This window comes from Bacteroides fragilis, from assembly GCF_019583405.1.
Classification (GTDB): Bacteria; Bacteroidota; Bacteroidia; order Bacteroidales; family Bacteroidaceae; genus Bacteroides; species Bacteroides fragilis_B.
Genome location: NZ_SZUU01000010.1, coordinates 37768 through 62148, shown reverse-complemented (window position 1 = coordinate 62148; position 24381 = coordinate 37768). Strand labels below are relative to the sequence as shown.

At 44.4% G+C, this 24381-nt stretch carries 13 protein-coding genes; 10 read left to right on the top strand and 3 right to left on the bottom strand.

Features of this window, described 5'->3' with window-relative positions:
- Window positions 1-2 precede the first annotated feature (2 nt).
- From FDF36_RS17895 to FDF36_RS17855, 9 genes are all read left to right on the top strand, one after another.
- Window positions 3-1385, top strand: coding sequence for an aldo/keto reductase (locus FDF36_RS17895; RefSeq protein ID WP_220392274.1), 1383 nt, complete (start codon window positions 3-5; stop codon window positions 1383-1385).
- Entirely contained in the window at window positions 1385-3682 is a 2298-nt protein-coding gene (locus FDF36_RS17890) for a TonB-dependent receptor domain-containing protein (RefSeq protein WP_259281476.1), read from the top strand. Before FDF36_RS17895 ends, FDF36_RS17890 begins: the two co-directional genes overlap by 1 nt.
- Window positions 3683-3697: 15 nt before the next feature.
- Window positions 3698-4210, top strand: coding sequence for an ECF transporter S component (locus FDF36_RS17885; RefSeq protein ID WP_220392273.1), 513 nt, complete (start codon window positions 3698-3700; stop codon window positions 4208-4210).
- A 300-nt stretch (window positions 4211-4510) separates the two neighbouring features.
- Entirely contained in the window at window positions 4511-5500 is a 990-nt protein-coding gene (locus FDF36_RS17880; protein WP_220392272.1) for a metallophosphoesterase family protein, read from the top strand.
- Between the two features lie 46 nt (window positions 5501-5546).
- Window positions 5547-7298 (top strand): DUF4091 domain-containing protein, encoded by a 1752-nt coding sequence (locus tag FDF36_RS17875; protein ID WP_220392271.1) that lies wholly within the window; start codon window positions 5547-5549, stop codon window positions 7296-7298.
- A gap of 9 nt (window positions 7299-7307) precedes the next feature.
- A complete protein-coding gene (locus tag FDF36_RS17870; RefSeq protein WP_220392270.1) occupies window positions 7308-8390 on the top strand; it encodes an SGNH/GDSL hydrolase family protein in 1083 nt (360 codons plus the stop codon).
- A gap of 65 nt (window positions 8391-8455) precedes the next feature.
- Window positions 8456-9349, top strand: a complete 894-nt coding sequence (locus tag FDF36_RS17865; RefSeq protein ID WP_220392269.1) for an alkaline phosphatase family protein — start codon at window positions 8456-8458, stop codon at window positions 9347-9349.
- A 14-nt stretch (window positions 9350-9363) separates the two neighbouring features.
- Entirely contained in the window at window positions 9364-11577 is a 2214-nt protein-coding gene (locus tag FDF36_RS17860) for an alpha-L-fucosidase (protein ID WP_220392268.1), read from the top strand.
- 15 nt (window positions 11578-11592) lie between these two features.
- The gene (locus FDF36_RS17855; protein WP_220392267.1) at window positions 11593-14052 is read left to right on the top strand and encodes an outer membrane protein assembly factor BamB family protein; all 2460 of its coding nucleotides are present in this window, start codon (window positions 11593-11595) and stop codon (window positions 14050-14052) included.
- 771 nt (window positions 14053-14823) lie between these two features.
- Here FDF36_RS17855 and FDF36_RS17850 read toward each other — a convergent pair.
- The 3 genes from FDF36_RS17850 to FDF36_RS17840 all read right to left on the bottom strand — a co-directional run bounded on the left by FDF36_RS17850 (window position 14824) and on the right by FDF36_RS17840 (window position 21365).
- Window positions 14824-16611 carry a RagB/SusD family nutrient uptake outer membrane protein gene (locus FDF36_RS17850; RefSeq protein WP_220392266.1) on the bottom strand — a complete coding sequence of 596 codons (1788 nt, stop codon included), beginning with the start codon at window positions 16609-16611 and terminating at the stop codon, window positions 14824-14826.
- A 14-nt stretch (window positions 16612-16625) separates the two neighbouring features.
- Window positions 16626-19751, bottom strand: coding sequence for a SusC/RagA family TonB-linked outer membrane protein (locus tag FDF36_RS17845; RefSeq protein WP_409013163.1), 3126 nt, complete (start codon window positions 19749-19751; stop codon window positions 16626-16628).
- Window positions 19752-20483: 732 nt separating this feature from the next.
- Window positions 20484-21365 (bottom strand): AraC family transcriptional regulator, encoded by an 882-nt coding sequence (locus FDF36_RS17840; protein WP_220392265.1) that lies wholly within the window; start codon window positions 21363-21365, stop codon window positions 20484-20486.
- A gap of 246 nt (window positions 21366-21611) precedes the next feature.
- Between FDF36_RS17840 and FDF36_RS17835 the strand changes: the two genes are divergently transcribed.
- Complete coding sequence (locus tag FDF36_RS17835) at window positions 21612-24368, top strand: sugar-binding domain-containing protein (RefSeq protein WP_220392264.1); 2757 nt, start codon at window positions 21612-21614, stop codon at window positions 24366-24368.
- Window positions 24369-24381: the final 13 nt, after the last annotated feature.

Below are 24381 nucleotides of genomic sequence, written 5' to 3'. Positions count from 1 at the left end.
ATATGGAAAAACAGAATAAGCATATAGACCGAAGAGGATTCCTCAAAATTGTGGGTATCAGCGCCGCTACAACAACTGCCGCTCTTTATGGTTGCGGCTCCGGAGATAAAGCCGGTCAGGGACGGAGTGCCTCTTCTCCTGTCCCCACAGATAAAATGACCTATCGCTCAGTAGGCGGAATCAAAGATAAAGTATCCCTCCTGGGATATGGCTGTATGCGTTGGCCTACCGTTCCTTCACCGGAAGGGAAAGGAGACCTTATCAATCAGGAAGCTGTCAACGAATTGGTAGATTATGCCATTGCTCATGGGGTGAATTATTTCGACACATCGCCCGTATACGTACAGGGCTGGTCGGAAAAAGCAACAGGAATTGCCCTCAAAAGGCATCCGCGTGAAAAACTGTACATAGCGACCAAACTATCGAATTTTTCAAACTTCTCACGTGAAAACTCACTGGCTATGTATCACCAGTCGTTTGAGGATATGCAGGTAGAGTACTTTGATTATTATCTGCTGCACGCCATCGGTGGCGGCGGAATGAAAGTGTTCAACGAACGATATATCGATAACGGCATGCTTGACTTCCTTCTCAAAGAACGTGAAGCCGGGCGTATCCGGCACCTCGGCTGGTCATTTCATGGTGATGTCGAGGTTTTCGACCAGGTACTCGCCATGCATGATACGGTGAAATGGGATTTTGTACAAATTCAACTCAACTATATGGACTGGCGCCACGCTACAGGAAACAATGTCAATGCGGAATATCTCTACGGAGAACTGGCCAAACGAAACATTGCCGCTGTCATCATGGAACCACTGTTGGGCGGGCGCCTGTCAAATGTCCCTGAACACATCGTGGGACGACTGAAACAGCGACGTCCTGAAGACAGCATAGCATCGTGGGCTTTCCGCTTTGCCGGTTCACCGGAACTGGTACTGACTGTATTGAGTGGTATGACCTACATGGAGCACTTGCAAGATAACATCCGTACTTATTCACCACTGGTTCCTCTGACCGATGACGACAAGGAATATCTGGAAGAGACTGCGCAACTTATGATGCAATATCCTACCATCCCATGCAATGACTGCAAATATTGCATGCCCTGCCCATACGGCATCGATATTCCTGCCATCCTCGTTCATTACAACAAGTGCGTAAACGAAGGGAATATTCCGCAAAGCCGAACAAGCGAAAACTATAAAGAAGCACGGCGCGCTTTCCTGATAGGCTATGACCGCAGTGTACCCAAACTACGGCAAGCCAGCCATTGTATTGGCTGCAACCAATGCACCTCACATTGTCCGCAGTCTATCCGGATTCCGGACGAACTGCACCGTATCGATCATTTTGTAGAACAACTCAAACAGGAAACGCTATAATGGAAAAGATAATCGATCTACTCCACTCCGGAGGCTATTCCTGTGTGATCGGGAACGGAGCGGAAATACGCACCTTCACTCAACGGGGCGTAGCCGATTTATACGATCTGTTCCGGCAAGAACCCTCTTTCATGAAAGGAGCCTGCATTGCCGACAAGGTGATTGGGAAAGCTGCCGCAGGACTAATGGTTCTGGGAGGAATCCGGCGGGTATATGCAGATGTCATCAGCCAACCCGCACTTACACTCCTGCATGATGCCAATGTTGAGGTTACTTATATCCGATTGGTGCCTTTCATTGAGAATCGTGACAAAAGCGGATGGTGTCCGCTGGAAACAGCTTGCCATGAAATCAGTTCTTTAGAAGAAATATTCCGGATCATTGAAAATTTCCTCTCCAAAATGAGGATGAAGAAAAATCTGCTTGGCATCCTGTTTGCCTGTACTTTTCTAAGTACCTCTTTAGAGGCACAAGTCCGGAGAGACACGACCCACACGACACAGAATTACGAGATAGATGGGGTAGTAGTCACCGGCACACGAAATGAAACTGACATCCGCCATCTGCCTATGACTGTTTCGGTCCTGAACCGCGAAACCATAGAGAAACGTTTAGAGCCTTCTTTACTCCCCATGTTGACAGAACAGATCCCGGGGTTATTCACAACCAGCCGTGGCATCATGGGGTATGGCGTGTCGAGCGGTGCGGCAGGTGGTATCAGCCTGCGTGGCATCGGAGGCAGCCCCACTACAGGATTATTAGTATTGATTGACGGACATCCACAGTACATGGGGCTAATGGGGCATCCTATTGCCGACGCTTATCAATCGATGCTGGCTGAAAAAGTGGAAGTAGTACGTGGCCCTGCATCCGTACTTTATGGTTCGAATGCAATGGGCGGAGTAATCAACATCGTGACCCGTCAGCAGCGGGAAAACGGAGTGAAAACGGGAGCCCGGCTGGGATATGGCTCATATAATACATGGACGACCGAAGTTACCAACCAAGTAAAAAAAGGACGTTTCAGCAGTGTTATCACCGGTTCTTACAACCGGACAGACGGACATCGCCCCGATATGGAGTTTGAGCAATACGGCGGATATACAAGGCTGGGCTATGAATTGAACCGCACATGGAACATATCCGCAGATCTGAACCTGACGCATTTCAATGCCTCTAATCCGGGAACAGTCAGCACTCCGGTTTTCGATAACGATTCACGCATTACACGTGGCATGACTTCATTTGCTTTGGAGAATAAGTATGAACATACATCGGGGGCACTCAAGTTTTTTTATAATTGGGGTAAACATCACATTAATGACGGATACGGTACAGGCGAAGAACCACTGAACTACCGTTTCAACTCTAAAGACCGGATGACGGGAATTTCCTGGTACCAGAGTACTTCTTTATTTACGGGTAACCGGCTGACTGTAGGATTAGACTATATGCGGTTTGGCGGTGAAGCATGGAATCGCTTCATTACAGACCGCCATAAAGAAAATATCTCGGATAAATCGGAAAATGAAATTGCTGGATACGTTGATTTCCGTCAGGCAATCGGTAGTCATCTGACAATAGACGCGGGTATCCGTGCAGATCATCACACTGTCTCCGGAACAGAATGGATACCACAAGTCGGCTTGTCGGTACAGTTGCCACACAACGCAAGCTTGAAAGCTATGGCCAGTAAAGGATTCCGCAACCCTACAATCCGCGAACTATATATGTTCCGCCCTGCCAATCCCGATTTATTGCCGGAACGGTTATGGAATTACGAATTGTCTTATTCTCAACGACTGTTCGATCAAACATTTTATTATGGGGTTAACCTCTTTTATATCAATGGTGACAATATGATCCAGACTATCCGCACAGACGAACGTCCGCTGAACGTAAACACCGGTAAAGTAGAGAACTGGGGAGCAGAAGCCAGTATAGCGTACCACATCCATCCTACGTGGAACCTGACTGCCAACTACAGCTGGCTTCATATGGAACACCCTCTGGTTGCCGCACCGGAACATAAATTATATGCAGGAATTGATTTCACAAAAGGCAAATGGAATTTCTCCACCGGAATACAATATGTGGCAGGACTTTATACTGTAGTGAGCCCTGAAGAAAAGAAAGAAAACTTTCTTCTATGGAATCTTCGGGGTAATTATCGTATCTGCTCCATCGCCAGTCTGTTTGTAAAAGGAGAGAATCTGCTGGCGCAACATTATGAAATAAATGCCGGTTACCCTATGCCGAAAGCTACATTTATGGGAGGAATCAACATTAACTTTTAATTATCATATCATAATATGGAAACAACATCTATCAAGCTTTATTCATTAAATTACAACGATGCCAAAACATATCTGGCAGCGATGCTGTTTGTCATAGGAAATATGGCATTGCCCCAACTTTTTCATCTCATCCCCCAAGGGGGTATCACCTGGTTACCGATCTATTTCTTTACTCTGATCGGAGCCTATAAATATGGGTGGAAAGTCGGATTGTTGACAGCACTCTTTTCACCTGTCCTGAATTCATTGTTATTCGGTATGCCCCATCCGGCAGTTTTACCTGCTATCCTTTTAAAATCAGTGCTTCTGGCTGTAGCGGCCGGTTATGCCGCCCATCATTATAAGCGTATCTCCATTCCCATTCTGCTGGTTGTGGTGTTGGCCTACCAGATGGCCGGTACTCTGGGTGAGTGGATCCTTGTCAACGATTTCTCCAGTGCCGCACAGGATTTCCGTATCGGCCTGCCGGGAATGGCTCTGCAAATATTCGGAGGATACCTGTTTATAAGCCGTTTGATTTATAAATAAAAAGAAAGGTTTCCGCTACGTTACCATTATCCGGCTCAGGATATCCGGTAAATATCTTCCAATCACATTTAAATAAAGAGTAAAGCATCTGTTCAAATGAGCTTTACTCTTTATTTTTTCTATCGTACAGACAACAGTATATAATACAGCACCTCTACCATATTCCTAATTATACACTTCTTTGATGCATATAGTCCGTTTTGTATCTATTTTCCAAATAGAGTTATCGCCATAAACAGTAACAGACAGATTAACTTTGCGACAATTATTGTTATCCATCCTATTAAAACTATTAAGAACATGAAACAACAAATCTGTACTATTACAAAGTATATCCTATTTGCTTTGTTAACATTCAACTTCACTGCTTGCAAACAACAAGAAGAGAAAACTCTTACTTTTGCCATTGCGTCAGACTTCCATGCGCAAGATGTACCCGACGGAAAAGAGCGGATAGAAGCTTTTATCAAAGCCGCAAAAGATAATAATGTGGATTTTATTATTGAATTAGGCGATTTCATCCGTTTGGATAGTGCTTCAATACCTTATTTAAATGTTTGGAACAGCTTTACCGGTGACAAATATCATGTGATAGGGAATCACGACATGGATCGGTATTCTCCTGAAGAATACGTAAAAGGCAGAAATATGCCGGGACGATACTATTCATTCGACAAAGGAGATTTCCATTTCATCGTCCTGGATGGAAATAACCTCTATGACGGCAAGAAATATACCCATTATTCTAAGGCCAACTATTATGTCGATGCCAAAAAACGCGCATTTGTAGATCCGGAACAATTGGAGTGGTTAAAAAAGGATTTGGAAGCCACAGACAAGAAATGTATCTTATTCTCTCATCAAAGCATCGAAAAAGCGATGAACAATAAAGAAGTCGTACGCCGGATTCTGGAGGACGAAAACAAACGCGCGGGCTTTAAGAAAGTAGTACTGGCATTCAGCGGACATAATCATAGCAACTATACTGAAGAAATAAACGGAATCACTTACATGCAGATGAACAGTGCATCGTATGTATGGATAGGCGAACCGACACAGACAGAGAAACGTTATCCGGAAGAGATAAATAAAAAATACGGTATCTTACAATATTCAATGACTTACACCCAACCTTTATATGCTATTGTAAGTTTGAATAGTAAGGGAGCAAAGGTAAAAGGAACAAAAGCTGATTTCACCCCTCCTACACCCAAAGACTTGAATATGAAAGACTCAATTGACATTTTCCCTTTGGTGTCAGTCATAGAAGACGCAGACATAAGATTCTAAAATATACCTTTAACCCCCTTTTATTTTCAAAAAAAATAGAACAAGAATGAAAAAAGTCATTTTATTAGGTGCCTTATTATTATCTGCCATCACACTGAATGCCCAGAAAAAAGAGACATATAGGGAATTGGCAAATCCGGTTGCCACCAACCCTGCACAATGGGCAAAAGTCAAGACTACGCAGGTGAGTTGGGGAAGCACGGACTCACGATATAAAAAAGAGGAACCGGCTCCGATCTCCCGTATACAAAAAAGCATGAAACTGACTGCCTGGAAAGGAGAGAAAGTTTCCGCACAGTTCGTTGTATGGAGCACACAGGATGTGGACCGTCTGTCATTCATAGTCAGTGATTTACGTTCAAGTAAGGGCAAGATCACCACAACCGGAAACATACAGACCGGATTTGTACGTTATGTGGTGACTGACGAACTAAACAAAGACGGCAAAGGGGGTTGCGGTTATCGGAATAAAGCTGATTTTGATTCGACTTTAGTTGCCGACCCTATCGATCATCATACCCACATACTTTCCATTCCGGCACGCTCTACACAGGCAGGATGGATTAGCATCCGCATACCACAACAAACTAAAGAGGGAAAGTATACAGGAACCGTTACCGTGAAAAACGGTGATAAAACATTATCTAAACTGCACCTGACCATCCATGTAAAAAACCGTACACTTCCCGCATCGTCCGACTGGAAGTTCCATTTGGATTTATGGCAAAACCCTTATGCGGTTGCCCGCTATTATGATGTGGACTTATTCAGTAAGGAGCATTTTGATCTGATGCGCCCCATCATGCAGCGATATGCCGATGCCGGAGGAAAAGTAATTACCGCTTCTATCATTCACAAGCCTTGGAACGGACAGACGTATGATGCCTTTGAAAGCATGGTGACCTGGCTCAAGAAGGCGGATGGAACCTGGTATTTCGATTATACCGTATTCGACAAATGGGTAGAGTTTATGATGTCACTCGGCATCAAGAAGCAGATAGACTGTTATTCGATGGTTCCATGGAAACTTTCATTCCAATACTTTGACCAAGCAAGCAATTCATTCAAATATCAGAATTGTAAACCGGGAGAAAAAGAGTACGAAGTTTTCTGGGAAACCATGCTGAAATCGTTCGCGCAACACCTGAAAGAAAAAGGATGGTTCGAGATCACACATATCGCAATGGACGAACGCCCCATGGACGTGATGCAGGCAACATTGAAAGTCATTGCCAAAGCCGACAAAAATTTCAAAGTATCATTTGCCGGAACTTATCATGACGAACTGGTACAAGGACTGAACGATTACTGCATTGCCATCGGCGAAAAATTCCCCCCCGAAGTTATTGAATCGCGCAGAAAAGCAGGCAAAGTCACCACTTATTATACTTGCTGTACAGAACCCCGCCCTAACACATTTACTTTCAGCCCGCCCGCCGAAGCCGAATGGTTGGGATGGTTTGCCGCCAAAGAGAATCTGGACGGATATGTCCGCTGGGCATTAAATAGCTGGGTAAAGAATCCGTTGCAAGACAGCCGTTTCACGGCATGGGCTGCCGGAGACACTTACCTCATCTACCCGGGAGGACGTAGCTCCATTCGCTTTGAGAGATTGATAGAAGGTATACAGGCATTTGAAAAAATTCATCTGCTAAAAGAAGAGTTCAAGAAGAAAAATAATCGTCAGGGGCTGAATCAGATCCATAAAATTCTAAAGACATTCGATGAGTTCGGCCTGGAGACCCACCCGGCAGCAGAAGTCGTGAAAAAGGCGAAAGAAACAATAAACCACTATTAACCGACAGAGATGAAAAGAAACATTATACTGGTATGCCTGATGCTCATTGCATCAGGAGTGTACGCACAATGGGAGTGGCACAACCCGCTGGATAACGGAACCAACCAGGGTTCCGTTATCCAGAATCAAGGATGGAACGAAGACGGGGGCAATTATTGCCGCCTGCCATTACGAGCCAAAGCTAAAGTCAGAAAAAAAGTATGGAGCCTTGCCGGTGAATCGGCCGGACTTGCCATTCGTTTTAAAACGGATGCGAAAGAGGTCAAAGTAAAGTATAAAACAACAGGAAACTACAGCATGCCACACATGCCTGCTACCGGAGTTTCGGGAGTCGACCTTTACCGTAACGCAGACCGTGGGTTCTGCTTCGGCAGTTATTCTTTCGGAGATTCCGTCCGTTATAATTATCAGATAGACCGTGGCAACCTTTCAAGCGGCGAACAGGAATATACGCTGTATCTGCCGCTGTACAATGGAGTGAAAGCGATGGAAATAGGAATCCCCGAAGGTAGTAAGTTCTCTTTCATACCCCGGATAACCAAAAAACCGATCGTTCTTTACGGAACCTCCATTGCGCAGGGAGCTTGCGCATCACGCCCGGGAATGGCATGGGGAAACATCGTGAACCGGTCATTGGAGATCCCTCTTATTAATCTGGGATTCTCCGGAAATGGAAAACTGGAGAAAGAAGTGCTCGACCTCATCAACGAACAGGAAGCATGTGCTTATATAATTGACTGCATGGCCAATTTAGGCGACTATGACGTGGAACAAATAAAAAAGCTGGTAAAGCAGGCTGTTCTTCAAATACGTGAAAAGCACGATACACCTATATTACTGGTAGAACATGCAGGATACAGCAATGGAACCACAAACCAAAAGCAATATGAAACCTACAGCCACACCAACAAAGGACAAGCGGAAGCGTATAAAGAACTGAAAAAAGCGGGAATAAAGGAGATCTATTACCTGTCAAGAGAAGAACTGGCATACGATCCGGACGCATGGGTCGACTATGTGCATCCTTCTGATGTAGGCATGATGCGGCAAGCGGCTGCCGTAGAAAAGAAACTCAGAAAAATGATTAAATGAAACATACTTCATCAGATCAGTAAAGATTCAATAAACAAAAAGATTACTTCTTTAAAACGACTGTCATGAAAACATTTTTATTAGTACTTGTATGCTTTTGCTCACTCACAGGATTTTCCGCTCCCAAAGCCAAAAGAGTAGTATTAATTGCCTTGGATGGAATATCTGTAGAAGGCTTTCAGAAAGCAAACACTCCGAATCTGGACGCACTGCTAAAAGAAGGCGTGCTCTCGATTCAAACCAGAGTAGTGATGCCTTCGGTAACCTTGCCCAACTGGACAAGTCATTTAACAGGCAGCGGACCGGAACAACATGGGATCGTAGACAATGGCTGGGAAATCAATAAAAAGAAGTTCCCGTCTGTCGAAACCGATGCCGATGGTTATTATCCGTCAGTATTCAAAGTACTGAAAGATAAGGTTAGCGGAATGAAAACCGCTTTCTACTACAATTGGATTAACCTGTTTTATCCCTATAACAAAGCCTATTTTGATGAAGTCAGCTATCTGGAGAACGATGCTTACCTTCCCAATTACGACAAGGCTTTCGAGTTCATCGTAGAAAACCGGAAACAACCCACCCTCGTATTTCTGTATTCCGTACATACAGACCATGCGGGGCACAATCATAAATGGATGTCTCCGGAATATATCAAATCCATCGAAGAAGCAGATGTCGAGATAGGCAAATTCATCGAAAAGATGAAAAAGGAGAATTTGTATGAAAGCACACATTTCATGTTTTTAAGCGATCACGGAGGTATTAACTATGGCCATGGAGGAATGAGTGTGAATGAAATGATCGTACCATGGGGCATTACAGGACCCGGTATAAGAAAAGATTTCAAGATGGAAGAACCTAACAATACAGTGAACACCGCGTCGGTTATATTGCGCTTATTTAAGGTGAACCAGCCACTTTCCTGGACAGGAGAAGTACCTAAATCAATCTTCAAATAAATAACAAATGCCCTATGAAGAAGTTATTATTATCCATGGTTAGCTTCATGGCTCTAACAAGTATTCAGGCACAAAATGAAAACATACATTTTGCGAATACCATTGAGATTGCTCCGGGCGACAGCAAAGGAACCATCATCAGCAAGGCGGCCCACATAGTGCCTACCCCCAATCAATTAAAGGCATTGCAGAATGAATTTATCGCCTTCATCCATTTCGGACCAAACACGTTCACCCGCATGGAGTGGGGAAACGGTATGGAAGATCCGAAGATATTCGACCTTAAGAAACTAAATACCGACCAATGGTGCGAGACCATGAAAGCAGCCGGCATAAAAATGGTGATCCTGACGGTGAAACATCATGACGGGTTTGTTCTTTGGCAAAGCCGATATACCCGACACGGCATCATGTCCACCGCATTCCGAAACGGGAAAGGAGATGTGTTGAAAGAGCTGTCTGCATCTTGCCGTAAATACGATCTGAAATTGGGCGTTTATCTCTCTCCGGCAGACTTGTATCAGATAGAAAACCCGGAAGGGTTGTATGGCAACCTGAGCAAATATACGCTGAGAACCATTCCGCGCGAAGTTGCGGGAAGACCTTTTAAGAACAAAACCCAATTCAAGTTTGAGGTGGATGATTACAATGAATATTTCCTCAATCAGCTGTTCGAACTCCTGACAGAATACGGTCCCATCCATGAAGTATGGTTCGACGGAGCGCATCCCAAACGGAAAGGAGGCCAGACCTACAATTATCCTGCCTGGAAGAAACTCATCAAGACATTGGCACCCCAAGCGGTTATTTTCGGACGAGAAGACATCCGATGGTGCGGAAATGAAGCCGGAGGTACCCGATCAACCGAATGGAACGTTATCCCATATATGCAGAATCCGGATACAGCGTCCTATTTTCCAGACATGGAAGCCCAAGACTTAGGAAGCCGGGAACAATTATACAAAGGTAAGTTCCTGCATTATCAGCAGGCGGAAACCAACACTTCCATTCGCGAAGGCTGGTTCTATAGAGATGATACGCGACAGAAAGTGAGAAGTACGGATGATGTATTCGATATTTACGAACGTGCCGTGGGGGGGAATTCAACCTTTTTGCTGAATATTCCTCCCAACCGTGAGGGACGCTTCTCTCCCGCCGATGTCAAGGTATTGAAGGAAACCGGAAAAAGGATCAGGGAAACGTACGGCACAGACTTACTGAAAAATGCCAATGGTCCCAAAGAGGTGCTGGACGGAGATGCCGAAACTTACATAAAATCAGCTGACGATATTGTGATTTCCATGAATGCCCCCATTACATTCAACCGTCTACTCATCCAAGAGGCTATCCGCACGAATGGGGAAAGAGTGGAAAAACATACGGTAGAGGCATGGATAGACGGAGCATGGAAAGAGATTGCCCACGCCACCAACATCGGCTACAAGCGTATTCTGCGATTCCCGGAAGTGACTACCGATAAAATCAGGATTCGCATCAATGAAGCGCGCCTCACTCCCGCCATCAGTAACATCTCGGCACATCATTACCAATCCCGCCCCCCTCAACTGAGTTTTAAAAGAGCCTTGAATGGCATAATGACCATCGAGCCATTGCAACAGGAGTTCAACTGGAAAGCACATGGCGAAGACATCGCTGGAAATCTGAACGCAGGATTTAAGATCTATTATACAACCGACGGAACAGAACCCGATGCGAACTCTTCACTCTACACCGCTCCTTTCAAAATGGAAAAGGGGGAGCTGAAGGCCGTAGCCGTGCTCAACCGTCAGAAAGGGGCTGTACATAGCGAACTGTTCGGATTGATAAAGCAAGGATGGAAGCCCTTGGAGAGCAGCAGCGGAATAGGCAAAAAGGAGATGCACAAAGCCTTTGACGCTGACCCGCGCACCTATTGGACCAGTGAAGAGGGGGGTCCTCCCACCCTCACCATTGATCTGGGAAAAGAAGAATCTTTGAGTGGCTTCGCTTATACTCCACAGAAAGAACACTCGAAAGGCATGATGGCAAAAGGCGATATCCTGATCAGCAAGGATGGCAGGAAATGGCAAAAAGCGGAAACATTCGTGTTCGGCAATTTAATCAATGATCCCAGTAAGCGGTTTCATTACTTCAAACAAGCGGTGAAGGCACGCTACGTACGCATTGAAACAACCGAGATCGCTGCCGGCGGAAAGACGGTGACCATCACTGAAATTGATTTATTCTAAAATATATAATGATTCATGAAGAAAAACATTTTATTCTTATTGTTACTGACCGCTGCCACAAGCGCAACTGCCGCATACAGCGGCCGCGTGTTTGTTGACAAGAACAGCAACGGGCAGTTTGAGCGTGGAGAGAAGACACTGGGAGGCATCAAAGTGTCTGACGGACTAAATGTAACGGAAACCGCGAAAGACGGAACGTACACACTGCCCGGACACGCCCGTCAACGATTTATCTTTATCACCACCCCATCGGGATACAAGACGCTCAACAAACACTATCATAAGATAGACTCCCGGACGAATGGGTACGATTTCGGTCTTTTGACTTATCACCCGGGTATTGGCAAAGACGGATCGCATCAATACGTCCATGTTTCGGATACCGAAATATTCAACACCGAAGGCAACGAAGCCTGGGTGAGAAATATCCGGGAATATGCCGCCAATGAAAACGCAGCGTTCATTATACATACCGGAGATATCTGTTACGAGAACGGCATGAAGAAACACATCAAGCTGATGAACACCGAAAACATGAACGTTCCCGTATTCTATTGCATCGGCAACCACGACTTGGTGAAAGGGAAGTATGGCGAAGAGGTGTTCGAAAACAATTATGGCCCTGTGTACTACTCGTTCGACGTGGCCAATGTGCACTACATCGTCACACCGATGCCGGGTGGAGACCACAAGCCGGGATATACTCGCCTGGATGTGTGCAGATGGCTGAAAAATGATCTGGCACACATCAAACCGGGGACACCGATTGTTGTTTTCAATCACGACATCCTGACGTATGGCGACGAGTTTATATATAAAGGTAGCGAAACGGAAAGTATCGACCTGAACAAACACAACCTGAAAGCATGGGTATATGGCCATTGGCACATCAACCACATGAAGAAACAGGGAAATGTATACACGGTGTGCACCAGCTCACTGGACAAAGGCGGCATTGATCACTCGACCAGCGCTTTCCGAATCATGCATGTGGACGGGAAAGGAGATTTCAGCTCTGAACTGCGCTACTCGTATCTGAACAATAGCATCTGCATCGCTTCGCCTGCAGGTCATACAGCCTCACCGGAAGTGACCGTCAATGTGTATTCATCGGCATCGCCGGCGCGCCGGGTCACTTACACCTGTCTGGATCGGGATAAACCTGTATTGAGAAATAAACGCCTCAGCCAAAGCTCTGACTGGTGCTGGACGGCAACATTGCCTTTGAAGGAAACGCATGCCGGCAAAGAACTCACCATACAAGTAGAAGCGGAATTCAAGAACGGAGAGACAGCCCGTTCCGAAAAAAACTTTGTCTATCTGCCTCAACAAGCCGACATCAGACTGACCGAGAACTGGGACAACCTGTTGGGAAATGCCACCCACACGGCCAAGGCCGCTGCCGCGTTGGACAGCATGCCCGGATTGGCGTGGGTGAAGAACGTAGGAGCCAATATATACATGACTTCTCCGCTGATACATAATGGCAACATATATACCGCTTCGGTAGACGAAGACCTGAAAGGGAGAGCGCATATCTATGCACTGGACGGAAAAAGCGGTGAGATAAAATGGAAATATCCGGTGAAAAGTTCCGTTAAAAACACCATCGCGATAGATAATGGTCTTGTTTTCGCACAAGATGTACTGGGAAATCTCTACGCAGTGGACTGTGAAAGCGGAAAGCTATGCTGGGAAAGCAAACTGCCCGTAAACGGATTGCCTGCACTGATAGACGGATTGGTGGCCTGCGATGGAGTGGTATATGCGGGTACAGGAAAAGCCCTGTCGGCCTTCGAAGCCCGGACAGGAAGAAGAATCTGGAAGAACGAAGGATGGTCACAAAGAGAAGGGACCACTTCGACACTGACACAAGGAAACGGCATCCTGATAGGTTCGGTACAATGGAGCGCACTTTATGGCAACGACTCGAAAACAGGCAAGATGTTATGGAGCGTCAGCAACCATGGACTGCGGAACAGAGGCGCATCTGCCGCCATGCACGGATCGCTGTTATACCTGATATCCGAAAAATCGTTCTTCATCTTAGAAGCCGCTACGGGAAGAACAATTGTACGAAAGCCCTTGCCTTATAACCTGGACGCAACTTCCACTCCACTACTCACCGACAAAGAAATTATCTTCGGCACGGCAAACAAAGGACTTGTGGCGCTGGATAACGAAACGTTGGAAGAGAAATGGAATTGCCCGATAGGCGATGCCTTGATCTACACCGCACCATACAGCCGCCCGACTTCGGGAACCATAGAAACCAGCCCAGCATTGGCAGGAAAAACCGTATATGTAGGCGCATCGGACGGAGGCATATACGGCATTGACAAAAGAACCGGAAAAATCGTCTGGAAATACACCACCGGAGCACCTGTATTCAGTTCGGTGGCCATATCGGGCAATACATTGATAGCAACCGACTTTGGAGGAAATGTATACGCTTTCAGTACGATAAAGAAATGATAAAGAACGCGAATCAACCTCACATATCCCTGATTCGCACATAGAGAGGTAAAAAGAAAAGTCTGAGGAAAGAGAGGCTGTCTTCCGCAAGGGAGCAGCCTCTCAACGTTTTGTAAGACAACAGCCGAAATCTCAAGACAAAAAGATATCAAACGCCCCATTTCAGTAACAGTAGCCTTGTTAAAAACGGATGAGTCAGGAAATAAAAAGATAGAAACAGGAGCTTTCCGAAGAGGAAAGCCGGGCTCCAGGGGATGAAGAGCCTTGCTTTTCGCGGAAAGAAGGAAGCATTTACCTCTAAAGACGGTTACATTTCCCCAATAAGTCCTTATGTTTTCAAAATACATCCTTGTATTTTCGGAATTTTCTCCTGTTATTTCCCAAATGATGGTTTACGAGAGCTTTTTCATCTCTGGTTGGTGAAAAGAAACCGTGCTTGGCAGCAGGACAGAAAGACACCTATTTCTATCAAGAGAGACACCATAAAACGCCCAAGAGCATAACTTGGTTTCTTTTCAATCGCAAACAAAAAAGATAAGAAGCAATAAGATATTAAAGTAATCAAGCAGGAGGCGTTTTTTGCCACAACAAGTATTCCGGGACGAAAAGAAACGATTCTGAAGGCGACTGATTATCAAAGTGACAAAAAGAAAGACTTGCATACCGGCGGTTTAAACCGATACACAAGTCTTCATCTATCTATCAACGTAACCAAACAAAGTCCTTATCAATAATAACGATTCATCGTTATTATTGATAAGGACGCTCTTCTTATTGTGCCCAGAACTTATTTTGAACCAGATTTTTATTCAATGTAATATCATCCACCGCTATCGGAGAATAATAATATTTAGGCTCTTCGAACTTAAACTTACCTACCTGAGATTTCAAACGGATATATCCCTTATCTCCCTCGGTCAGCTCGATGGTATGCCCTTCCAATGTATAAACGGTGACTTTTTTTCTGTCCTCTTCCGGGATATTGTCAGCCTCTGCCTTATTTCTCACGAAAGCAATATCCGGTTGGCCATCACCTGTCAGATCGTACAATCCCATTCCCGGGATATACGATCCCTCGGGTGTCTTTTCCATCAGTTTACCACAACTCCAACGCATCAGGTCGTTATAGCGGAAACCCTCGCAAGCCAATTCAATACGGCGTTCACGGCGCACCTCCAGAACCGCTCCTTTCTGAGTAGAGGAAACGTTGGAATAACGTGCCTCCTGCACCGGATCGATATTCGCCAGCCAATCTGCCAACGAAGCTTCCGGCATTCCGATGCGTTTGCGAATCAAGTTGATAGAGCGATCCACATCCGGCTGAGTCAGCGTGCCTAACTCCGCTTTTGCTTCGGCATAAATCAATAAGATCTCGGCGTAACGAAATATCGGCAAATCCGTATAACTTTTATTCCACCCAATCTGGTCGTACGTACGAGGGTCGAACTTAATCTGAGGATAGCCACCCGCATCCACATTTATACGATGGGGATCACTCTCGCTGGCCTTTTGATATCCGGGCCACATGATGGTCTGCCGCAAGCGCGGATCGCGGTTCTCAAAGATCTCCTGATACGTTTTTGTCGCATATCCCGGCACCGATTGGAAGGTCTTCGTCCGACTCCCGTCAATGACCAGGTAATCCTCCATCAGATCACGGGAGAGACCATGGTAAAAGTCACAAACCTGCTGTGAGTTATGAAAACGTCCCAACGCCTTGTCGTAATCACTCACCAGAATCATTTCCGGATTGTTTGTCAGGTTCAGACTGCAAAACAGGGATTCGTAAGCCTCCAGTCCGTCGTTCTTCACTTCCGACAGGCTATATGTGCCATCCATCAGTTGTTCTGACGCCGAAACCGCAACATTCAGAAAGCGGTCCGCGTCATTCAGCTCAAGTTCGGGATGATACTTCCTGAATGTACCTTCGTTCAAGGCGATCCGGGCCTGAAGCGCCAAAGCCACATTCCTGAAAATGCGTGTCTTGCTTGCTCCCGTCTTCATGTTCTTTACGGCAAAATCCAGATCGGCCATGATCGAATCTACAACCAAAGCTCTGGAGTCTTGTGGTTTATACAGTTCCTCGGTATCGGTAGTCTGCAAATCGGTGCTATACCAGGGCACGTCCGAGTATGATTTTACTTTGTCGTAATACAGCTTAGCACGGAACATCCGGGCAAGCCCTATATAGTGATTGATTTCGGCTTTGTCACCGGTCACCTTCCCGGTACGCGCGAGCATAAAGTTCACCTTACGGATATCCCCCCACGACCAAGTGCCCCAGGTTTCCGGAGAAAGCAAACCGTTCAATAGTTCATAAGTAGAGCTTTCCTCTTTGTAAACCATGTTGTCCGAGACAGCGTCCCAATAAGAACCGCTCAGATATCCAGACATGCCATTGGTGTACGACTCCAAGTCTCCCACATTCTGAAAAAAGACTTTCTCGGTAATTGATGTTTCCGGAAAACGATCCATGAAAGAATCATTGCAACTGCTCAGCATGCTCAACAGACCAAAGCCTAAGGCGGTGGTATATAATTGTTTTTTTATTGATTTCATATTATTCTGCTTATTTAAAATGTTACATTAAGACCAAAAGAGTAAGAACGCTGCAACGGATATTGCTGTCCCCCCAATCCTTCCGGATCTACCTTATAATGTTTATACAACCCCGAAATCGTAAGCAGGTTATCACCGGAGAAATAAACTCTCACACGGTTGATCCCGACCTTGTTCATCAATTGCGCAGGCAACGTATAACCGAAAGTCAGGTTTTTCAAACGTATGTAAGAAGCATCCTGCAAATAGCGGGTTTGCGCCAATCCGGCTTCTTTGGATGATGATTCGGCCACATATCCTTTCAGGCGGGGGAAATAACCGTCGGGATTCTCTTCTGTCCAACGATCGTAATAGTTTCCTTTGGTGATATTGGTCCAAGGTTGTGCATAGATTCCCCAGAAATACAAGTCTCCCGATGGATTGTAGTCTTTCTTGCCTACACCTTGCAAGAAGAGGCTGAGGTCAAATCCGTTCCAATTTCCACCCGCGGTAAAGCCGTAAGTGAAACGCGATCTTGAGTTACCAATCACTCTCAAGTCACCATGGTCATCCAACGTATTGGCACCTCTATACACTTCACCGTCACCATTCAAGTCCGCGAATTTCAAATCACCCGGAGCTATCGGACGCGAGCTCGCATAAGATGCCAGCTTCGACTGGTCTGCATGGTTATCGATGTCTTCCTGCGAAGTGAAGAATCCCAAGGTAGTGTATCCCCATATTTCTCCAATTTCCTTGCCCTCGTAATTACTGCTTAACGTACCGGTCGTATTTCTGAATTTAGTGATGTAAGCACGGCTGTCAGCCAAGTTAAATCCTAACTGGTAATCAAACGACTTACCCCCCAATTTAAACCGGTCTTTCCATCCCAATGTGATTTCCCAACCTTCGGTCTTTAAATCGGCTGCATTTTCCGTAGGCACGGGGGTTCCCAACACGTTGGGCAAAGGTTCTCCCGTAGTCAGCATGTCTTTTGTGCGTCGTACATAATAATCTCCGTTGAAAGTCAATCGGTTATTAAGAAAGTTCATTTCCACGCCTAGATTGGAAGTGGATACTTTCTCCCAAGTCAAACCTCCGGATACCAGTCCCGGCGCATTGACGTATACCGGTTGTTCTCCGTCAATAATCTGGGACGTTTTGCCCGATCCCATCGTTGCGATATATGCATAAGCACCTACATCCTGGTTTCCCAATACGCCGTAAGAATAGCGTAACTTAAAGAAGCTGAATATATTTTCAAGAGGTTTAAAGAATTTTTCTCTCGAAACTACCCATGCGACCGAACCGGACGGGTTGAAGACAAAGCGCGAATCCTTGGGGAAACGTGAAGTTCCATCGTATCGTCCGTTGAACTCGGCGATGTACTTATCGTCGAACGTATAATTGAAACGCGCATATCCTCCCCGAAGCGCCCAAGTAGTAATCGATTCGCTGACAGACATATCGCCCGTTGCCAACCCCAAAGTAGGAAGAGAGGTGGAAATCAAATCCTTACGACCTAACTGGGTATTCTCATAACGATATTCCTCTTGGTTGAATCCGGCAATTACAGTGATCGCATGCTTTTCATTAAATGTCTTGTTGAATGTAGCGTAAGCATCGAACGTCAGACGCGTTGTCTCATTCGACTGGCTATAGGCGCTTGTCGTTTCATTGAAATATTTGGGCTCCATCTCAGGACCTTCATAGTAAGCAACCGGCAGATAATGCCACCTATTCCTGTTCTTATCGAAGTTATAGGAAAAATTTCCGTTCACAAACAACACATCCTTTATAATATCCAGACGTGTCGCAAACTGAGTCTTTATACTTGAACCCTGTTCAGATGCACGTCCGCCCTCCTGCATCACTCCAAGAACCTGTGCTCCCTTTTTGGTCCACGAGCCATCGGGATTTGTCAACAATTCCAGAGGGCTGATACGATTGATTTCCCAAAAATAGCTCGAGCCCAATGACGTAGGTCGTTCATAGTCTTTTATGGTGAAGCTTGTGTTGTTAGAGATACTCCAGAAGTCGGTAATCTTGAAGTTCAGTTTAGAACGCAGGTTATATCGGTGAAACTTATCGGGATTGTATTTAATCATACCATCCGTGAAGTTATATCCGGCAGAGAAGAAGTAATTTACCCTATCCGTCTTGCCTGAGATATCTACGTTATGGTTCATCGAGAATCCGTTCTTCTTGTAAGCCTCGTTCACCCAGTCCGTATTCCCAAAATAGCTGTAGGTACCATTCGGATTCAAGAAATAGGGTGAAACCGATGGATCTTCCGATACTCTCTTGGCATACGCCAACTGCTCTTCATTAAACATATTATACAAAGGGCGTCCCATGATGTTTTTTGTTTGAGCCACAAGATACGGATCGGTGATAACCTCTGGTGTCTTAGTATTTTGCCGCAAAGAGAAGTTATTATTATAATTAATGGTCAGCTTATCCGACTTACCAACCTTGGTAGTGACCAAAATTACGCCATATGCTGCACGCGAACCATAAATAGCTGAAGAAGAAGCATCTTTCAATACCGAAATGCTGGCAATATCATTACCGTTCATGTGATTCAACGCCCAACTGCTTGAAATAACGCCATCAACTACAACCAACGGTTCGCCACCATTCAAAGAAGTGGTACCACGAATATTAAAAGAAGGAGCATCGTCTGCCTTACCACTACCTATAGTTACGTTCAGGTTGGCTACCGTTCCTTGCAGCGCTTGTCCCACACTGGTTACCGGACGGTCTTCTAATTGTTCAGTGGAAACAGTAGCAACGGATCCGGATAAATTTACCTTTTTTTGTACAGCGTAACCCACTACCACCACTTCATCCAAAGCGCGGCTATCTTCTTGCATGATAATATTAAGGGGCTTACCCTCCCATTTTATCTCTTGAGTAACATAGCCCACATAAGAAATCCGAATAATATCACCCTTCTTTGCGTTTGCAAAAGAAAAACGACCATCCAATCCGGTAATTGTTCCAGTGGAAGTTCCCTTAACAGCTACAGATACTCCAATTATAGGCTCCCCTGCTACATCTTTTACTATACCGGTACAAGCACCGGCCTGCTGTGTGCTTTTCACATCGGTAACACCCGGATGGGCAACCGAATAAGTTGCCGGACCAAAGATTCCCATAAGGAACAACAGCATACTTACTGATCTTAGTTTTCTAAACATTGTTTCATTTTTTAAAGGTTATAACTTTTTTTAAAGGTTGCTGCAAAGTTAAATAGTAATAATCTGTAGAACACTAAAAACCGGCAACATGGGTTTGTATTATTAGGACAGGAAAAGAGCAAAAAGTGCACAAAAAGGAAGAGTTGTTATTAAATCCACAAAAAAAGTATCAATATCTATTTTTCCACTATGATTTTATATGAATTTGCCAGCCTTTTACATTTTACACATAGTATAGATACAGAACTATGAAGGACCTTTCTACACAACAGCGCTCTGTTTGGGATTTATTAGCAAATTAAGGACACACTCATGGATGAGGACGAAGCGTATATATCTTGTACGAACTCTGTCTCCGATAATCAATACCTGTTTCGGGTTGTTTAGCCCAGCGTTTCAACTACTGTGTGGCCTTGCCACGCAACCCCAGCGAAGGAGTAAAGATACCCGATGAAGAGTGGGCTTGTCGGAAGTAAAACTTGGCAAGTATACCGGACAAAGTTGCTCCAGATACTTCGTTAAGTGTTTTTCCCTAAACGATAAGTTTCATCTTGCGTCGCAAGATACGCATCTTAGCGGCTAAGATTTGCATCTTGGCCGCTAAGATATACACCTTGACTGCTGAGACACACTCAATTTACCCTATAAACAAACTTTAGGTACTACTCTGATACATTTATCAGTTATACATTATCCTTTATTCCTTTTTTTGTAACTGCTTGGCGTCTCTCCAATCTGTTTATAGAATACTTTAGAGAAATGGTATTGATCATAAAAACCAAGCTGCTCTGCTATTTCTTTTATTTTCAGGTCGGAGAAGTCAAGTAACTGACAGGCCCTTTGGATTTTCAATTGATTGAAGTAATTTAAAGGAGTGTATCCGGACTTCTTTAAAAACACTTGCCCGAAATGCGAAGGTGAATAGTGGACACTGCCGGCTATATCATCCAGCGAGAGTTTCTTTTCGATATTCTTTCTCATATAACTGATCGCTTCCTGAGTGACATCTCCTTGTTTGACCCGGTTAATTTCCCTAAACTGTGAAACAAACTTGAAAGAAGCTATAAAATGCCACAGGCACAGTGTAGTGTATTCCAGGTTTTCAATACTATATCCCATTTCCAGATTCTGGTAAATTTCTTCGAACAACTGCATCCGATCTTTAATACGTGCGTTGGGGGATTCATCTATTTTATGCAGTTTGTTGTAGAATGAATTAAACAAATGACTTTTTTCTCCGGTGAAATGCAACCAATATATACTCCATGGACTGTTTTCTGAAGCGGCGTAAATGTGTGGTAAACCCGCTTCGATAATGAAGAACTGATCTTTGCATACTTTCTGCCTTTGACCGTGAATGCTATACCAGCCCTCTCCCTCAGTGCAATATATAAGAATGTGCTGTTGCGAACCATATCTTCTGGCTCGGTAGTGTCCGGTGGCATGTGGATAATACCCGATATCCGTTACATACAACAAATTAGTCAGCTCGTTGCCGACCAATATTTTTTTTATAGCTTCAGGAAGAACAATCGCTCTTTGATTGGTAAATCCTTCTTTTTTGCGTTCCATAGTTACACTCTTTTTGCAAATATACATTTTTATTATAAAACGAGATATTTTTCGACTCTTTTTATTGAATTAATCTAAAGACACTGGTTATTAAGGAATTTCTAAAGACAACCAATGATACAAGTACTTAAAATCAGAGATTTTATACATCATAACAGTCCTTTCTTACATTTTCAAAGTTATATTTTCTTAGCTATTTTGCAATGTTGAAAGATCAGCTATTTGTTATATTTTAAATGTAATAATATGAAAAAACTACTATTTTCTTTATTGATCATTATTCTGTTGACATCATGCTCCTCTGAAAAGAAACAGTTGGATATTTCCGGAGAGTGGACTGTCAGGCTGGACAGTACAGATGTTGGAATAAAAGAATCATGGCAAGGCAACCTGTTTGAAACGTCCATGCAGTTACCGGGTACAACTGACGATGCCGGACTTGGAACCCCCAATGCCTTGGAACCTGCACTGTCCAAACCCCAGTTATTATATCTCACACGTTTGCACAGTTACGTAGGAGTTGCATGGTACTCAAGAGAGATCTCAGTCCCTGCCCAATGGAACGATAAAGAGCTGTTTCTGGATTTGGAACGGGCCTTGTGGGATACTCAGGTTTGGGTAGATAATAAGAAAGTCGAAGGACATGAAGAAAGCTTAAGCACGCCGCACCGTTACAATCTGACTCCCTATATGACGTGCGGTAAAAAGCATATTCTGACCATACGCGTAGATAATCGCAAACGCTATGATATCTCCAATGGTATGGCACATGCATATACGGATCATACACAAATTAAATGGAATGGCATTTTAGGAGATATGACTGTCCGGGCCATGGAAAAAATACGTTTAGAAAGTGTACAACTATACCCCGATGTAAAAAACAAACAGGTAAAAGCCGTTATTTCTTTTTCAAACGATACGCCTGCCGCAGAACATGCATTGCTTTCGATGAAAGTATCTGCCAAAAACGACTCCCAGCAACTCGAGAGACAGATAAAAAAGATGGATGTAAAAGCCGGAGCCTCATCGGTTGAGTTGCTTTATAACATGGGAGATGAGCCGATGTTATGGAATGAATTTACTCCTGAAATGTATCAGGCTACGATCACATTGGAGGCCAATGGAAAAGTATCCGAAATAAAAGAAGATTTCGGTATGCGCCAATTGGAAACAAACGGTAATAAAATGCTGATGAACAATAAACCTTTGTTCTTAAGAGGTACATTGGAGTGTTGCATATTCCCATTGACCGGAACTCCTCCGATGAATAAAGAAGGTTGGCAAAAAGTATATGCCGCAGCCAAAGAATATGGGCTGAATCACCTCCGTTTCCATTCATGGTGCCCTCCCGAAGCAGCTTTTGAAGCAGCGGATGAAATGGGATTTTATTTACAGGTTGAACTTCCCGCATGGGTACTTACAATTGGGCAGGATTCAAGTGCCGTACGCTTTTTAAGAGAAGAAGCAGACCGGATCATCAAAAATTACGGCAATCACCCCTCTTTTTGCCTTTGGAGTCTGGGAAACGAACTGCAGGGAGATTTTACCATTCTGTCTGCTATGTTAGACGAATTGAAAGCAAAAGATAACAGACACTTATATGTAACAACTTCGTTCACGTTCGAAGGCGGACATGGCGGATGGCCGGAATCAAACGATGATTTTTTTGTCACGCAGTGGACCAATAAAGGTTGGGTACGCGGGCAGGGAGTTTTTAATCAACTGCCCCCTGCATTCGATAAGGATTACAGTGAATCGGTTGCAAGTATACAGGTTCCTCTGATTACGCACGAAATAGGCCAATATTCGGTTTATCCCGATTTAACCGAGATTCCCAAATATACCGGAGTTCTGAAGCCCTTGAATTTTATGGCTGTAAAGAATGACCTTGAAAGAAAGAAGTTACTTGATAAAGCGCCCGATTATCTAATGGCTTCCGGAAAGTTAGCCGCAATCTTATATAAAGAAGAAATTGAGCGTGCATTGAAGACTGACGGAATCAGTGGTTTCCAATTACTTGATTTACATGACTTTCCGGGACAAGGGACAGCACTTGTCGGACTATTGAACGCCTTTTGGGAAAGTAAAGGAATTATCAGTGGAAAAGATTTCCGGGAATTCTGCTCACCGGTGGTACCGTTACTGCGCTTTCCGAAAGCTATCTATAAAAACGATGAAACGTTTCAAGCTGAAATCGAGTTGTGCAATTACGGCAACCAGGTCTTAACAGACCAAACGTTGTGCTGGGACATCCTCTCAGAGGGACATTCCATAAAGCATGGAAAAACACCAGCGAAGGAATTGAAGTTTGGCTATAATGGGAAATTAGGCGAAATATCTGTTCCCTTAACAGACGTACACAGTGCTTCTAAACTTCAAATATGCGTACGGGTGGACGGAACAGATTATGCAAACAGATGGAATATTTGGGTTTATCCAAAGGGAGAAAAAGTAGAATGGGGCAGCGTGAAATATACCCGCAGCTATGATCAAGCCCTAACATGGTTAGGTGAAGGTCAAAAAGTCCTTTTCAATCCGGATTGGAAAAAGATGAAAGGTATTGAAGGCAAATTCGTACCTGTATTCTGGAGCCCGGTACATTTTCCGAATCAGGCCGGAACAATGGGAGTATTATGCAACCCGACACATAAAGCATTGGCTGATTTCCCGACAGACATGCACACCGACTGGCAATGGTGGGATTTAAACAAAAATTCGAAAACAATGATAGTAGATAGCATCCGGGGAGGAACTCCTATTGTAGAAATGGTTGATAACTTTACGAACAACCGCTGCTTGGCTTCTTTGTATGAAGGTAAAGTGCATGAAGGTAAGTTAATGTTGGCTACATTTGATTTACAGTCGGATCTGGAAAACAGACCGGTGGCCAAACAGATGCTCATTTCGTTATTGAGATATATGAATAGCACAGATTTTGACCCCGCAGTCATTGAAAATTTCAAGGATATAAAAAAGACTTTTGATATAACTTCAAAATAATTTAGGAACAGAA

Coding starts and splice junctions, on each gene's coding strand:
- FDF36_RS17895 (WP_220392274.1), top strand. CDS start 3: ATGGAAAAACAGAATAAGCATATAGACCGAAGAGGATTCCTCAAAATT.
- FDF36_RS17890 (WP_259281476.1), top strand. CDS start 1,385: ATGGAAAAGATAATCGATCTACTCCACTCCGGAGGCTATTCCTGTGTG.
- FDF36_RS17885 (WP_220392273.1), top strand. CDS start 3,698: ATGGAAACAACATCTATCAAGCTTTATTCATTAAATTACAACGATGCC.
- FDF36_RS17880 (WP_220392272.1), top strand. CDS start 4,511: ATGAAACAACAAATCTGTACTATTACAAAGTATATCCTATTTGCTTTG.
- FDF36_RS17875 (WP_220392271.1), top strand. CDS start 5,547: ATGAAAAAAGTCATTTTATTAGGTGCCTTATTATTATCTGCCATCACA.
- FDF36_RS17870 (WP_220392270.1), top strand. CDS start 7,308: ATGAAAAGAAACATTATACTGGTATGCCTGATGCTCATTGCATCAGGA.
- FDF36_RS17865 (WP_220392269.1), top strand. CDS start 8,456: ATGAAAACATTTTTATTAGTACTTGTATGCTTTTGCTCACTCACAGGA.
- FDF36_RS17860 (WP_220392268.1), top strand. CDS start 9,364: ATGAAGAAGTTATTATTATCCATGGTTAGCTTCATGGCTCTAACAAGT.
- FDF36_RS17855 (WP_220392267.1), top strand. CDS start 11,593: ATGAAGAAAAACATTTTATTCTTATTGTTACTGACCGCTGCCACAAGC.
- FDF36_RS17850 (WP_220392266.1), bottom strand. CDS start 16,611: ATGAAATCAATAAAAAAACAATTATATACCACCGCCTTAGGCTTTGGT.
- FDF36_RS17845 (WP_409013163.1), bottom strand. CDS start 19,751: ATGGGAATCTTTGGTCCGGCAACTTATTCGGTTGCCCATCCGGGTGTT.
- FDF36_RS17840 (WP_220392265.1), bottom strand. CDS start 21,365: ATGGAACGCAAAAAAGAAGGATTTACCAATCAAAGAGCGATTGTTCTT.
- FDF36_RS17835 (WP_220392264.1), top strand. CDS start 21,612: ATGAAAAAACTACTATTTTCTTTATTGATCATTATTCTGTTGACATCA.